Origin of the sequence: Neolewinella agarilytica (assembly GCF_900110645.1) — a bacterium.
Classification (GTDB): domain Bacteria; phylum Bacteroidota; class Bacteroidia; order Chitinophagales; family Saprospiraceae; genus Neolewinella; species Neolewinella agarilytica.
This window is the reverse complement of sequence record NZ_FOFB01000016.1, coordinates 1-14,804: the sequence shown is the minus strand read 5'-3', so window position 1 is coordinate 14,804 and position 14,804 is coordinate 1. Positions and strand designations below refer to the sequence as shown.

Here is a 14,804-nt window from a genome sequence, read left to right as displayed (position 1 = left end):
TCTATAAAGCAAAAAACGTTTTTTATGCGATCATGCTATACACTTTTACTGGTGCTGCTACTCTCGGTAACGGCCTCGGCGCAGAGTACCATCCTCGACTTCGAAGGAGATGCGCCCACCTATGAGGATTTCAATGGTTCCGTCTCAACTATCATTCCTAACCCTGATGTATCTGAGCCTAACACCAGCGCTACCGTGGTACAGAACGTGCTTCCTATTGCGCAGAACTTTGCGGGTATTAAAATCACTCAAACCATTGATTTAAAAGACGGAAAGTCTTTTACCATGAAGGTTTGGTCTCCCATTGAAAATGCGCCGGTTCTCCTTAAATTTGAGGACTCATCTACTTCCGGAGACATAGAGCGCCCGGCTACCTTTACCGGAGCTGCGAATAGTTGGCAGGAGCTAACTTTTGATTTCGCAACCGAAGGAGACAATGTGTTTGAATTTGTGGTTGTGTTCCTGAACTTCAACGTCAATTCCAACGCGGATCCCATTACCTTTTACTGGGACGAACTGGTGCAGGTTAATGTGCCTTCCCCTGATGGAGATCAAATGGACCTTCCGGTCACTTTTGACGATGAGAACGTGAACTACGGGATTGTGGGTTTTGAAGGTGCTGAAGCTTCTATTGTCACTGACCCCACTGATGCAGCCAATCAGGTCGGTCAGGTAACCAAAGGATCGGACTCCGGCACTTCTGCCGGCGCAACGGTAACTTCTCTGCCTGGTGGCCCCGCTGGTTTCGCCAGTGCTATTCCCTTTACGGCTTCTGCTACAACTATGTCCGTTCGCGTTTGGTCGCCTACGGCTGGTATTCCCGTTCGCCTGAAGGTGGAAAATGCGGGGGATGCTGGTGTCAGTGTTGAAACAGAAGCCACGGTCACGGTCGCAGCTGCCTGGGATACACTGGTGTTCGATTTCTCACAGGAAGCTACGGGAACTGCTGCGCTGAATCTCAGTGCTACCTATAACAAAGCTTCCATCTTTTTTGATTTTGGAAGTGTTCCTGCTGCAACAACGAACTACTTCTTTGATGACATGATGTTCGGCGGCGCCGGCGGTGGCGGCGGTGTTGCTGCCGTAGCTTTGCCCGTTGACTTTGAAAGTACAGAACTGACTTACAACTTCCAGGGTTTTGAAGGCGCTGACTCAGCCATCGAAGCTAACCCCGATCAGACGGGTGAGAACACCAGTGCGACCGTTATGCGGACCACCAAAACCGACGGTGCTCAGTTCTTCGCCGGGACTTCTCTGAACCTCGATACGCCGATTGACTTTTCCGTAAACAAGGGTATTGCTATTCAGTCCTGGTCTCCCAAAGCGGATATTCCGGTAAGAATCCGCCTGGAAGACGCCGGTAATTCTGCCGGCATCGAACTCGACGTAAACACGACCGTGGCCGGCAGCTGGGAAACCCTGACGGCAGACTTCACGAACCTGATCAATCCGGCCGTTAATTATGTCCGGGTTGTTGTCTTTTATGAGTTTGTAGTGGACCTGCCCGGTGATGGATCAACCTACTACTTCGACAACATTGAAGTGGTGGAAGCTGGTGACGGAACGCCCGGCGTATCCCTGCCCGTTGACTTTGAAAGCACGGAGCTCACCTATGTCTTCGGAGGTTTTGAGGGCGCTGACTCAGCCATCGAAGCTAACCCCGATCAGACGGGTGAGAACACCAGTGCGACCGTTATGCGGACCACCAAAACCGACGGTGCTCAGTTCTTCGCCGGAACTTTCCTGAACCTCGATACGCCGATTGACTTCTCCGTAAATAAGGGTATTGCTATTCAGTCCTGGTCCCCCAAGGCAGACATCCCGGTCAGAATCCGCCTGGAAGACGCCGGTAATACTGCCGGCATCGAACTTGACGTAAACACGACCGTGGCCGGCAGCTGGGAAACCCTGACGGCAGACTTCACGAACCTGATCAACCCGGCCGTTAACTACGTCAAAGTTGTTGTCTTTTATGAGTTTGTAGTTGACCTGCCCGGTGATGGATCAACCTACTACTTCGACAACATTGAAGTGGTGGAAGCTGGTGACGGAACGCCCGGAGTATCCCTGCCCGTTGACTTTGAAAGCACGGAGCTCACCTATGTCTTCGGAGGTTTTGAAGGCGCTGACTCAGCCATCGAAGCTAACCCCGATCAGACGGGTGAGAACACCAGTGCGACCGTTATGCGGACCACCAAAACCGACGGTGCTCAGTTCTTCGCCGGAACTTTCCTGAACCTCGATACGCCGATTGACTTCTCCGTAAACAAGGGTATTGCTATTCAGTCCTGGTCTCCCAAAGCGGACATTCCGGTCAGAATTCGCCTGGAAGATGCGGGTAATACTGCCGGCATCGAACTCGACGTAAACACGACCGTGGCCGGCAGTTGGGAAACCCTGACGGCAGACTTCACGAACCTGATCGATCCGGCGGTCAACTACGTCAAAGTGGTTGTGTTCTTTGAATTCGTCGGTGACCTGCCCGGTGATGGATCAACCTACTACTTCGACAACATTGAAGTGGTGGAAATTACGGATGACTCGCCGCCAGTAGTTCTGCCAGTAGGCTTTGAGAACGGAAGCTTAACCTACGATTTTGCAGGCTTTGAGGGGGCTGACTCAGCCATTGAAGCGAACCCTGACCCGACGGGCGAGAATACCAGTACTACCGTCATGCGGACCACCAAAACCGAAGGAGCTCAATTCTTCGCCGGAACTTTCCTGAACCTCGATGCGCCCATCGACCTTTCTAATACCGGGAAAATTGTATTCAGTTCCTGGTCGCCGAAGGCGAACATTCCGGTTCGCGTCCGTTTGGAGGATGCCGGTAATACCGCTGGCATTGAGCTCGATGTGAATACCGTAAACGCAAGTGTCTGGGAGACCCTGGAGGCTGATTTCTCCGGCATTCAGGACCCCAACGTAGACTACGTACGGATTGTCATTTTCTACGAGTTCATCGGCGACCTTGCGGGTGATGGCACGACCTATTACTTCGACAACCTCTCCGTCGATGAGTTGACTTCAACGAGAAGACTTACTGCGGAGGAAGTACAGGTGTTCCCGAATCCGACATCTGCCCTTTGGCAAATCGCGTCTCCTGACGCCCGCATCGAGATGCTGGAATTGTTCGACCTCTCCGGAAGACAGCTGATCAGCGCTAATCCCGATACCAACACTTATGAGATCGATGCCCGCCGGCTTCCCACCGGTACTTACATCGTTCGAATTGCTACGGCCGAAGGCCGGCGTGTTGCCCGTTTGATAAAGCAGTAAAGCTGCCAGCGGCTAAATGCAAGAGCCCCTCACTACCGTTGTTTGTAGTGGGGGGCTTTTTTTATGCGCCTTGTATGAAGCACGTTTTTCCGGTAGTCGGGAGCTGGAAGTGAAATATTGTGTGTGCTAGTAGCTATGCTCATCCAGCCGGACCTTACCCCAGAAGGTCTTATAAACAAAGACAGTGTAGGAAATAACCAGTGGTGCACCAATGGCAACAAAGAGTAGCATAATGCCCAGCGACTTGTCAGAGGCGACACCATTGTAGACCGTAATGTCGTTCCCTGCACCACTACTATCGATGATAATAGTTGGGTATAACTCAATCGCTACGGTGATCAACAGCAGACCAACGGTAATTGCGCTGAAAATGAAGGCCGGTAAATATTTTTGCTTGTTAACCAGGCGGGGGATATTCGCAATCGCCAGCACTGCCAGCACGGGGATGATGAACAGCCAGGGCCTGCTCTTGAAGCCATCAGAAAGGTGGGGAATGTAGAGTAGGGTATAAAAGGTGAGCAGGACAAAAAGGATTACGAAAGCGATAATGGACCGCTGGAGCAACTTGTTCACTTTTGCAAAAAGCCTTCCTTCGGTCTTCATCGTCAGGTAAATGGCTCCGTGCATCATGAAGAGCGCCAGGGAGGTCAGGCCAACGAGAAAAGCGTAAGGGTTAAAGAAGGCCAACCAGTCACCGGAGTGTTCATAGTTGGCATCCAGTGGCATCCCCTGCAGAACGTTGCCGAGTACAACCCCGAGTAAGAGCGCCAGCAGGGCACTGGAGAGACTGTAAGAGACATCCCACATCGTCCGCCACCATTGCATGGGCTCCTTACTTCGGAATTCAATGGAGACAGCCCGGAAAATAAGCGCGAACAAAAACAGCATGAAGGGGATATACATGGCTGAAAACAGCGTAGCGTACACCACAGGGAAACCAGCGAATAGCGTTCCTCCGCCAATTACCAGCCAAACCTCGTTTCCATCCCAAACGGGGCCTACGGCATTGAGGGCAATTCGCCGGCTTTCTTCCTTACGAAAAAACAAGTGCCAGGCGCCCGCACCCAGGTCAAAACCATCAAGGATAGCGTAGCCCGTAAATACTGCTCCCACCACGAGAAACCAGAGGGTTTGAAAATCGATCCCCATCAGGGTAGTATATCCGTTGGGGCCATCAGTGCCACAGGCGGTAAGCAGAAAAGCTAAAGGAAAAAGCAGTAGATATTTCATATTGGGTTAGCTCGAAGGGTGGGGGAGATGATGGGATGTCAAAAGTATGCTAGCTTACTGCTTCAGCAATTCCTTCCTGTAAAGGACGATCATCGATTTTGCTTTCATCGTAGGGACCTTTCTTAATTTTTTTATTCAGCACATAGAAGAATAAGGCCGCAAGGAGGATGTAAATAAGGGTGAAGCCGATCAGGGAAAACAGAATCTGATTAGCCGTAACGACTTTAGAGAAGGCCTCTGAGGTCCGCAGATGTCCGTAAACCACCCAGGGCTGACGTCCCATCTCCGCGGCAAACCAACCAAACTGGTTCGCCATCTGGGGCAGGGCAACTGCCCAGACGAATACCCAAAGCAGCCATTTTTTTTCAAAAAGGGTTCCTCGCCACCAAAAGAAACAGGCCAGTAAGGTCAGGCCAATTAAAGCCATGCCAATGGCAACCATTAAATGGTAGAACTGGAAAACAGCGTTGACCTGTCCGGGGCGGTCTTCCTCTGGAAAAGCATTGAGGCCCGTAACGGGCGCGTCAAAGTCCTGTTCGAGCAGAAATCCCAGACCGCCGGGAACACCAATGCCGGTGGTCGTCTGCGATTCTTTATCAACCCAGCCCATAATGTACAGGTCAGCAGGTCCTTCGGCTTCGAAGTGGCCTTCCATCGCAGCGAGTTTAGCTGGCTGGTATTCGGCCACGTACTCTGCGCTACGGTGGCCCGTGAAGAGCTGGCTAAGACTAAAAACAGTGGCTACACCCAGGGCGATTTTAAAGGCTTTAGTCGATAGCTCTACGTAACGACCACGAATCAGGTAGTAAGCATGAACACTCAGCACCAAGAAGGCACCCGCTAAGAACGCTCCGATCCAGACGTGAAGCATTCGATCAATACTGCTGGGATTGAGCACCATTGCCCAAAAGTCAACAATTTCCGCCTTTGCCTGAAGGCCTTCCCCCACGATTTTATAGCCCGCCGGGGTTTGCTGCCAGCTATTGGCTACGGTGATCCAAACGGCTGAGAAGGCGGAGCCCAGGAATACACCAATGGTGGATATGAAGTGTACCCGCGGGCTTACCCGGTTCCACCCAAATAACAGAATGCCGAGAAAGCCACTCTCCAGGGCGAAGGCAAAAATGCCTTCCGCGGCCAGAGCACTGCCGAAAATGTCCCCGACAAAACGGGAATAAGTCGCCCAATTGGTCCCGAATTCAAACTCCATAACGATTCCGGTGGCTACGCCGATACCAAAGGTCAGGGCAAAAATCTTGGTCCAGAAACGACACATCGTCTCGTAGATCTTATTTCCGGTTTTCAAGTAGAGGCCTTCCATAATGACCATGATCAATCCCAGGCCAATACTCAGTGGAGGGTAGATGTAGTGAAACGCAATGGTAAACGCGAATTGTATTCTTGCAAGAATTTCAACATCCATAATCTTCCTGTTTAATGGCTACACGAATAACATCGTGACACCCCGGGTTTGCCCGGAAATGGGTTTCTATCTAAGGTGAATCTAAAGAGCAGGCGCACAAGAACCAAACGGTTCTCTATGCCTTTGCCTGCCAACTTTCATTGCATCCTGCGTGCGCGCCACCAAAAGAAGCTCTGTGCGGCGCATGCGCAGGTGCAGAGAGGGTTGTTAAGCAAGGTAGCAGAGCAAGGCTTACTTCGCTTTTGCGATGGCTTTTTTCTCTGGCTTAAACCCAACGATGAGGTTAAGCCAAAAAGCACGCGCGAAGCGAAACCACCAAACGAAAAAAACAGCCACAACGATCATTAGCCAACCGAAAGAGGCCATCAGGCTGAGTTTCAAAATCCAGTGTAACACCATCACGAAACCCAGAATGATGAAAGCCGAAAAGATGTAAGACATGAACATGGCACCATAGTAGAAGCCTGGCTCAGGGTAGTAGTTAGCATTGCACTTAGGGCAACGCTCATGCATGTCAAATGGCTTGTTAAAACTGAAAGCTCCCGTAGGGAACATATCTCCCTCGTGGCACTCGGCACATTTGTGATTGAACATGGCTCGGGCATCCTGTATCCACTGCATAACGTAGTGTTTTTTTTGATTGGCCCAAAGGTCGGTCGAAACAGCAGCCCCCACGGTGATCATGATCACATAAGTCCGTTTTTTTCTGATCCTGAAACGATAATTAGTTAAGGTAAGGGCGCCCTTTTTCATATTCTGTTATCCGGATCACCAACGATTAACTAAATCCATACATGGATAAAACTTATTAAAGAACAGAATGGCTACCCAGTATCATTCTAAAATTGAATGCCCGCCGGTATTCCCGACGGGCATTCTTTGTTCACAGTGTAAATACGTAAAAGACCTAACCTTTAACCGGGCAGGTGCGAATTCCAAACAAACTATAAAGCGGGCAACTGCCTACCACACTGGTTAGCAAGAAAATACCGGCAAGAACTAAAAGGACGATCCCTAAAGTGCCGGTTACCGTTTCCGTGAAGTACAGAGCGATAAAGGCGATGGCGAGTAGTGGGCGGATGATTCGATCCGCTTTTCCCATATTGGTAGTCATAATTAAATTAGTTTAATTGGATAGTAATTCAATGATCATCGCAATACCGTATGCAATACCGCCACAGCTTAAACAAAGCAGGATCAGCTTTTGCCACAAAGGCCATTGTTTTACCGGAGTCATCGTTGCTTGCTGGTGGTGCATTTGATTGCAATAGAACAAATATCCGGGCACCTTACAATAGTTTTAGTAACCCTGGTTACATTGAGGGATGGAATTGAACGCTGCATACATAAGAAGGCACCTTCCGGGCATTCAGGACGATCTTCTGATTGAAGATCTGGTTGAACACGGCGTGTTGCAGAGCTTTCCCGCCGGACAAATCGTTCTGACGGATCAACAATATATCGATTACGTTCCTCTGATTACGAAAGGGGGCGTCAAGGTCGTACGACACACCGAAGATCACCACCAGCTGTTCCTGTATTTTTTGCGACCGGGAGAGACTTGTGCCATGACGCTCTCTTCCTGCTTAAAACGGGAGACCAGTAAAGTGCGCGCCAAAACGATTGCCGAAACTGAAATTGTATTGCTCCCCGTTGGGCGGGTCTATTATTATACCCGGCATTTTGCCGGATGGAATGAGTATAGCCTTCAGTCCTTTCGCCTGAAATTTGATTCCATCCTCTCCGCCTTTGAGGGCATGGCTTTCGCTCCGCTGGAGGAGCGGACCGCCTCTTACTTACGGGATATAGCGAATATTAGTGCAAGCAAAGAGATAACGATTACGCACGGAGCCCTGGCGGAAGACCTGGGGGCTTCCCGGGTGGGGATGTCCCGAATACTAAAGCGATTAGAGGAGGCGGGGGTGTTGCATTTAGGCCGTGGGAGTATCACGCTGAGTAGCCTTCAGGGCTGACTGAAACAGGCTTTGCGTCAGGTAAGAGTTGCTAATAATACTTTCCGCCCCACCATTTCTTCAGCCGGTCGAGGATGGTTTTCTCCGTCGGGTTATTGGGTTTGGGTTGGAAGAAAGCCGTTCCGCTCAGTTCTTCGGGCAGGTATTCCTGTGCTTTGAAGTTGCCGGGGTTTTCGTGGCTATAGTTGTAGTTTTTGCCGTAGTCGAGCTGTTTCATCAGCTTGGTGGGCGCATTGCGCAGGTGCAGGGGGACGGGTAAAGTACCGGTCTTGCGCACGGTCGCCTGAGCGTCGTTGATGGCTACGTAGCTGGAGTTGCTCTTGGGGGAAGTGGCCAGGTAAACGACGGCCTGACTGAGGATGATCCTTGCCTCAGGGTAGCCGACCATCTGGGCGGCCTGGGCGGCGGTGGTGGCCATGAGCAGGGCGTTGGGCGCTCCGAGACCGATATCTTCGGAGGCGGAAATGATGAGCCGCCGGCAGATGAACTTGACGTCTTCACCGCCCTCAATCATACGGGCGAGCCAATAGACGGCGCCGTTGGGGTCGGAGCCGCGGATGGACTTGATCATGGCCGAGGCGATGTCATAGTGTTGCTCCCCAGTCTTGTCGTAGCGGGTCATGTTTTCCTGCACGCGGGCGGAGACCCAGTCAGCCGTCAGGGTAATTTCCTTGCCGACTTCGGCTTCGTTGGTGACCAGTTCGAGGAGGTTGTAGAGGCGGCGGCCGTCCCCACCTGAATAGCGCAGGAGGGTGTCGTAGTCTTCGACCTTCACGGCTCTTTTACTTAACACTGCATCCTGCGTCAGCGCCTTATCCACCATGCCTTTAAGCTCTTCTTTGCCCAGTGATTCGAGCACGTACACCTGGCAGCGGCTCAGCAGGGCGGGGATGACCTCGAAGCTGGGGTTCTCGGTCGTTGCTCCTATCAGGGTCACCGTTCCGGCCTCCACGGCGCCCAACAGACTATCCTGCTGGCTCTTCGAAAAACGGTGGATCTCGTCGATGAACAGAATCGGGCTGGCGCGGTCGAAAAAGGTGCCGCGTTTGGCCTTGTCGATCGTGTCGCGCACGTCTTTCACCCCGGAATTGATGGCTGACAACATATAAAACGGAACCTCCAGCTGACCGGCAATGATGCGCGCAAGCGTGGTCTTGCCCACCCCCGGCGGCCCCCACAAAATGAAACTCGGCAGCCGCTTGGTTTCCACCGCGCGGCGCAGCACGGCCCCCGGCCCGACGAGGTGGGTCTGGCCGACGTAATCGTCGAGAGTCTTTGGGCGCATGCGTTCGGCTAGGGGTTGCATTTTTTAGTAGTGTAGTAGTGTAGGGGGTAGTAATGTAGTGCCTTCGTTGGAGGTGAGGTTGGAGCGACAAATCTACAGGAATGTGGTTATAACAGCACTACCTCCTTGGCATTGGGCACTTCGGCAAGCTTAGCGGGGGGCGCGGCCGCAGGTGCCAAGGGAGTTGAAATAGCAGAGAAAACGACGGGCTTAGAAACTTCTTTCTGCTGTGGTGTAGTTAGTATGATTCTGAAAATAAAGCCACAATGAAAATTGGTCGTCCTATAAACCAGTTAACGGCTCGTGCACTGCGCCGGCTGTTGAGCGATTACCGCCGCTACACCGACTTTAATCGGTTGGGCCTCTTCCGTGGTATCCTTGAATCTCAGATACTGAACCCGCACGAAAAGCAGGAGATTCGGGATTTGGCTAAGGAAACTTTCCGAAAGTACTACGATTTTTTGGTCGTGAAAGACCCCTATACCTGGGATAGGCTGGAGCACCTGGGGGAGAACAGGAATCGCCAGCAGGAAGGGCAGGACTGGAAGGAAATTCGCCGTAAACAGGAAGAAATCCTGCGTCGCAAACGTATCCGCCACCGGAATTTTGGCGTCTATAGCCGTCATGATTGTGGCTATGAAACCTGCAATGTCAACAACTGTATGACCAGACCGAAGGGCCCTAACCGGTATGGTTCCGAAATGAGTTTTGATTCGGACAGGTACAAGTACGCACGTAAGGAAAAATCTCGGCGGCACAAACAGCAGCGCCGCCGGAAAGATTGGCTGAAAGAAGAGTGGTAGCTTACGAAAATGCTTATCTTGGGGAGTATGCGCCTCCCCGCCACCACCATCAACGAAGTCCTCTCCCGCCTCGACGAGATCATCGACACCGCCCTGGCGAAGAACGACCCCAACGGCTATTTTGCCTACATCTACCGCCGGACAACCCGTGCAGTAAAGGAAGCCATTGAGGCCGGTCGCTTTGCGGATAACGCCCGGATGGAGGTTTTCGATGTTGCCTTCGCTAATCTGTATCTGGAGGCTTATGAGCAGCATCAGTGTGTAGAACAATGCTCGGCTTCATCGGTCTTCCGTAAAGGACTGAGTTTGCTGATGCCCTGGTGCGCAAGTCTGGAATTATTCTTGGAACGATATTTAAACCTCGATAACAGGCAAAATCACCCCATCTTCAAAAATGTAGAGTAGTATGGCTTCAAAGACAGGGTACAAAATCTGTTTATACCGCCTTTTAAGTGGGATTAGAGCTCTGTAAGCTCATACATGTCTGCTACGTCCTTTTTGAGGATTACTTTTGCGTCTGCGGGAATCATTTTGGCTGCTTTCCTGTTTTCAATAGCATGGATAACACCTGTGAACCCTAATGTACTTGAATAGATAAAATCGTGCTTCGTGTTCCAGTCGGGGAAAGGAATACCGAACTCCTCACAAATTTCCTCTATCATAATCTTGTGGAGATGTTTAGAACGGTTATCGTTAGAACCTAAATTATTGGAGAAAACGACTGTCCCATCACTCACCACGATGATTGAATACATTGTTACAGTCTTCTTGTAAACTGCTTTAGTTTTGACAACTTTAAGCAATTTCTCAATGAGCGTATCAATTTTAGAAGGGTCGAAAGTTTTTATTGTTAAGCTAAATTTATCCCGGAGACGGATTGGTTCTTTCCAATAAAGAAGATCTCCTCTTTTAGCAAAAAGGTTGCTTAAGACCGATAAAAATTCTCCATTTATTGTCTCCAAGTTAGCATTGTGACGATCAACAAGAAAGCTATTGGTGTAAACAATCTTTGAATTTTCTCCTTCAAAATCTTGTATCTCAAAATCTTGATGAAGTAATAAATCATCAAGGTCAGGCTGAGAAATTAGTTCTCTATTATTCATTAATAGTAGTCCAAGGAAGAGAATTACAAGATGCTTTTTTGTTAAGGATAGCATCTGAGATTTAGCAGCGTACACCATCCCGATATGCGGAATCCCGTCCTCATCATATCCTTCCCCCACCGGCTTGAAACCGACACTTTCATAATATCCTTGCAGATGGGCCTGAGCGCTGATCTTGACCTTTTGCTGGCCGAAGGCTTGGAACAGTACTCGTAAGGACTCTTGCATCAACGGCCGTCCCAGCCCTTTACCCCGCGCAAAGGGCGCGGTGATCACCCGGCCGATGCTGGCGTATTCGGCATAGGAAACGCCCTTGTCGACAATCCGGGTATAGGCCGCCAGGCGGCCATCCTCCGTCATGCCCATCAGGTGAATGGCGGATGGATCTTTGTCGTCAAGATCCTGATAGACGCAGTCCTGCTCTACGACAAAAACCTCCGCGCGCAGACGCAGGATAGCGTAAAGCTGATCAAGGGTGAGCTTAGCATAGGGGAGGGAGAGGTAGGTAATGTTCATGCTGGTGCCGCCGTTTGTACCGCCGACTTCAGTCGGCGGAATAATGAGTCCGCCGACTGAAGTCGGCGGTACAAACAAACGGAAAATTATGGATGTTTGAATTAAAAATTATTTGTTTTATTTGTGTTGGCTGCGTATACTTGTGTTTTAAAACAGCAGGAGAATGATTAATCCGCTAAGCACCTTCCATCGAAGCCGGCTGCCACATGTTTCGCCAGTGGGAGGTACCTTCTTCGTGACCTTTCGCCTGGCAGATGCTTTGCCGCAGCATCTTGTTCTTAAGTTTCGGGATGAGTACTATAAAGAAGTGGCCGCTTTGAAAACCATGGGCTTATCTGGCGATGAATTAAACAGAAGAACGACCTTAGCCAGGCGTAAGTATTTTGGCCGCTTTGAGCACCAATTAGATCAAAGACCATACGGTAGTTGTATTTTAGAAAACCCTGCCTGTGCTAAAATTTTGATCGAACAAATTAGAAAGTATGATGGTGACTGGTACGAACTTCAAGCCTACAGCATTATGCCAAACCACGTACATCTCTTGTTGAATTTTGTGGAACAGATCGTATCTGAGGATCAATCCTATCAAAACCCAGATTTATTGAAATCGACTTACGTGCCTTTATGTCGTGTGCTTCAACGGATTAAGGGGGCTTCTGCAAGATACATCAATAAGTACCTGGGGCAAACGGGAACGCTTTGGCAAAAAGATTCTTGCGATCACTGGATTCGACACAATGAGAAGTGGGAAAACTTCTATTATTACACTTTGAATAATCCGTTTAAAGCTGGTTTGATTGAAGAAGGAGAGATTTGGCCTTTTTCATACGGAAAGTACGACACGGTTTGTACCGCCGACTTCAGTCGGCGGAACGCTAAATCCGCCGACTGAAGTCGGCGGTACAAAACAAAACAATGGCCAAAACCAAAATAGCCTTCTTCTGCCGCTCCTGCGGCGCCGAATCTCCCAAATGGATGGGCCAATGCCCATCCTGCCGGGAGTGGAATACCCTCATTGAAGAGAAGGTCGTTAAGAACAAGAACGAAAGACTCGACAACAAGACCGACTGGCGAAGCGTCAATGACAGCCCGCCCGGCGGAAACAAGCCAGGGGTGTTGATGGGCAAGGGGCCGCGTCCTATCCAGCTGGAAGAAGTTGTCGCTGGCGACGTGAAGCGGCTGGAATCCCCTGACCGGGAGCTTAACCGGGTGCTGGGTGGCGGCATTGTGCCGGGGAGTATTGTCCTCTTTGGCGGCCAGCCGGGAATCGGTAAATCGACCTTGCTGCTTCAGCTGGCGTTGAAAATTGGTAGAAAGGTGCTCTACGTTTCCGGCGAAGAGTCCGAGCAGCAGATTAAGATGCGCGCTGACCGCCTTGGCGGCGATAAGCGGCAATGTTATCTGCTTACAGAGACGAATACGAGTAAGGTGCTTCAGCACGCGGCCGACGTTAAGCCGGAGCTACTCATCATCGACTCCATCCAAACCCTGGCCAGCCCGCACGTTGACAGCATGGCGGGTACGGTAAGCCAGGTCCGGGAATGTGCGGCGGAGCTGCAGCGCTTCGCTAAAGAATCCGGTATCCCGACCTTCATTATCGGGCACATCACGAAGGAAGGCTCCATCGCCGGACCAAAACTTCTGGAGCATATCGTTGACGCTGTCCTCCAGTTCGAAGGTGACCGTAACTATACTTACCGCATTCTCCGGACGCTGAAAAACCGTTTTGGCAGTACCGATGAGCTGGGTATTTACCAGATGGATAGTAACGGCCTGCGGGAAGTCTCCAATCCCAGTGAGTTATTGCTCAGTGAACGCGACGAAGACCTCTCCGGCTCCGCCGTCTGCGCTACGGTGGAAGGCATGCGACCAATGCTGGTGGAAGTTCAGGGGTTGGTTAGCGCTGCCGTGTACGGCAATCCTCAACGGACCTCCACCGGCTATGATTCCAAACGTCTAAATATGTTACTGGCCGTATTGGAAAAACGGGCGGGTCTGCCCTTAGGAACTCAGGATGTATTCCTGAATATCGCCGGTGGCCTGAAGGTGGATGACCCGGCGATGGATCTATCCATCATCTCTGCACTCTTGTCCAGCGCGATGGACGTGACTGTTCCGCCCGATGTGTGCTTCGCCGGTGAGATCGGCCTCAGTGGCGAAATCCGCGCCGTTACCCGGATCGAACAACGGATTGCGGAGGCAGATCGCCTGGGCTTTAAGCGTATCTACGTCAGTAAGTACAACACTAAGGGACTCGACCCGGACCGCTACGGCATCCGGATCATTACCCTGGCTACGGTGCGGGAGTTGTATGAGGCTTTGTTTGCTTAGAATTGTTAATTGTTGCCTAGTCAGATAACTTTATGCCGACGTTTTACGTTATTGATGGTGTTAAGATTCAATTGTTCTTTCGGGATCATAACCCTCCTCATTTTCATGCCGAGTTTGCTGAGTACAAAGCTCTCATTCGTATTGATGATCGACAAGTACTCGAAGGCAAGTTGCCGAAAAACAAGCAGAAGAAAATCCTCACTTGGGCTAAAGAACATCAGGAAGAACTGATGGAAATTTGGCTAGAACTACAAATGACTGATGAAGACTAATAAAGTCCCGAGAATTATTAAAATCAACGAAGTTGATGATTTTGTTATCTCTTGTGTTTTCAATAATGGTGAGTACAGGATAATTGACTTCAGGAATCTATTCAAAAAATGGAGCGGAGAAGATATTGATCAGTTGAAAGAAGCGGAGGTTTTCCAGAAGGTGATACTGGAAAACGGTACACTCACTTGGCCTGAGATCAGGAAAAAGATTACGCTTAAGAGTGGACGAACATTCGACGTAGCATATGACCTATCTCCTTCTGTTCTCTTTGAAGAAAGTGAGATTAATGAAGAAGAAGAAGCCCGATTGAACGTCGGTCCGATGCTGAAAAAGGCACGGAAAGAAGCAGGGTTAACTCAAGATGAGTTAGCGGCAAAGATTGGAACCACCAAACATTATTTGAGTCGTATAGAGAATAATAAGTCTGACATCGAAGTCAGAACGCTTCGTAGAATCGTAGAAGTTGGCTTAGGGAAGCGCTTAGCAATTATCGATTTGGACCTCCTCATAAAAGTGGACAGTAGCTTCTGATTAGGCTGCCGGATTAGATTTCATTTTTGCTTCATAAGCTTGACGGACGGTGAGTCCTTT

Annotated in this window: 14 protein-coding genes; 8 read left to right on the top strand and 6 right to left on the bottom strand. The window is 50.2% G+C overall.

Annotated features, from left to right (window positions below; all coding sequences use genetic code 11):
• Positions 1-24: 24 nt before the first annotated feature.
• Positions 25-3,276, top strand: coding sequence for a T9SS type A sorting domain-containing protein (locus BM123_RS14525; RefSeq protein WP_090169791.1), 3,252 nt, complete (start codon positions 25-27; stop codon positions 3,274-3,276).
• A gap of 126 nt (positions 3,277-3,402) precedes the next feature.
• Here the strand turns inward: BM123_RS14525 and cydB are convergent, their stop codons facing one another.
• The 4 genes from cydB to BM123_RS14505 all read right to left on the bottom strand — a co-directional run bounded on the left by cydB (position 3,403) and on the right by BM123_RS14505 (position 7,043).
• Positions 3,403-4,425 (bottom strand): cytochrome d ubiquinol oxidase subunit II, encoded by a 1,023-nt coding sequence (gene cydB, locus BM123_RS14520; protein WP_406603249.1) that lies wholly within the window; start codon positions 4,423-4,425, stop codon positions 3,403-3,405.
• Positions 4,426-4,555: 130 nt separating this feature from the next.
• Positions 4,556-5,929 carry a cytochrome ubiquinol oxidase subunit I gene (locus BM123_RS14515; protein ID WP_090169787.1) on the bottom strand — a complete coding sequence of 458 codons (1,374 nt, stop codon included), beginning with the start codon at positions 5,927-5,929 and terminating at the stop codon, positions 4,556-4,558.
• A gap of 231 nt (positions 5,930-6,160) precedes the next feature.
• Positions 6,161-6,550 carry a DUF983 domain-containing protein gene (locus BM123_RS14510; RefSeq protein WP_090169973.1) on the bottom strand — a complete coding sequence of 130 codons (390 nt, stop codon included), beginning with the start codon at positions 6,548-6,550 and terminating at the stop codon, positions 6,161-6,163.
• Positions 6,551-6,836: 286 nt separating this feature from the next.
• Positions 6,837-7,043 (bottom strand): YgaP family membrane protein, encoded by a 207-nt coding sequence (locus BM123_RS14505; protein ID WP_090169786.1) that lies wholly within the window; start codon positions 7,041-7,043, stop codon positions 6,837-6,839.
• A 211-nt stretch (positions 7,044-7,254) separates the two neighbouring features.
• Here BM123_RS14505 and BM123_RS14500 point away from each other — a divergent pair, with 211 nt between their 5' ends.
• The gene (locus BM123_RS14500) at positions 7,255-7,902 is read left to right on the top strand and encodes a Crp/Fnr family transcriptional regulator (protein ID WP_090169783.1); all 648 of its coding nucleotides are present in this window, start codon (positions 7,255-7,257) and stop codon (positions 7,900-7,902) included.
• A gap of 31 nt (positions 7,903-7,933) precedes the next feature.
• Here the strand turns inward: BM123_RS14500 and BM123_RS14495 are convergent, their stop codons facing one another.
• Entirely contained in the window at positions 7,934-9,208 is a 1,275-nt protein-coding gene (locus tag BM123_RS14495; RefSeq protein WP_090169782.1) for a replication-associated recombination protein A, read from the bottom strand.
• A gap of 245 nt (positions 9,209-9,453) precedes the next feature.
• Between BM123_RS14495 and BM123_RS14490 the strand changes: the two genes are divergently transcribed.
• Both BM123_RS14490 and BM123_RS14485 read left to right on the top strand, forming a co-directional pair.
• A complete protein-coding gene (locus tag BM123_RS14490) occupies positions 9,454-9,990 on the top strand; it encodes a hypothetical protein (protein WP_090169780.1) in 537 nt (178 codons plus the stop codon).
• 27 nt (positions 9,991-10,017) lie between these two features.
• On the top strand, positions 10,018-10,395 hold the full coding sequence (locus BM123_RS14485) for a DUF5995 family protein (protein ID WP_090169778.1): 378 nt from the start codon (positions 10,018-10,020) through the stop codon (positions 10,393-10,395).
• Between the two features lie 53 nt (positions 10,396-10,448).
• Here BM123_RS14485 and BM123_RS14480 read toward each other — a convergent pair whose 3' ends face one another.
• On the bottom strand, positions 10,449-11,687 hold the full coding sequence (locus BM123_RS14480) for a GNAT family N-acetyltransferase (protein ID WP_245748572.1): 1,239 nt from the start codon (positions 11,685-11,687) through the stop codon (positions 10,449-10,451).
• An 85-nt stretch (positions 11,688-11,772) separates the two neighbouring features.
• On the opposite strand from BM123_RS14480, the gene BM123_RS14475 reads away from it, so the two are divergent.
• Genes BM123_RS14475 through BM123_RS14460 form a run of 4 tightly spaced genes read left to right on the top strand, consistent with a single transcriptional unit; the run spans position 11,773 to position 14,744 of the window.
• Positions 11,773-12,501, top strand: coding sequence for a transposase (locus tag BM123_RS14475; protein ID WP_139211895.1), 729 nt, complete (start codon positions 11,773-11,775; stop codon positions 12,499-12,501).
• 23 nt (positions 12,502-12,524) lie between these two features.
• A complete protein-coding gene (radA, locus tag BM123_RS14470; RefSeq protein ID WP_090169769.1) occupies positions 12,525-13,940 on the top strand; it encodes a DNA repair protein RadA in 1,416 nt (471 codons plus the stop codon).
• A gap of 32 nt (positions 13,941-13,972) precedes the next feature.
• The gene (locus tag BM123_RS14465; protein ID WP_090169767.1) at positions 13,973-14,212 is read left to right on the top strand and encodes a DUF4160 domain-containing protein; all 240 of its coding nucleotides are present in this window, start codon (positions 13,973-13,975) and stop codon (positions 14,210-14,212) included.
• Entirely contained in the window at positions 14,202-14,744 is a 543-nt protein-coding gene (locus BM123_RS14460) for a helix-turn-helix domain-containing protein (protein ID WP_090169764.1), read from the top strand. The genes BM123_RS14465 and BM123_RS14460 overlap by 11 nt, the downstream gene beginning before the upstream one ends.
• Positions 14,745-14,804 lie beyond the last annotated feature (60 nt).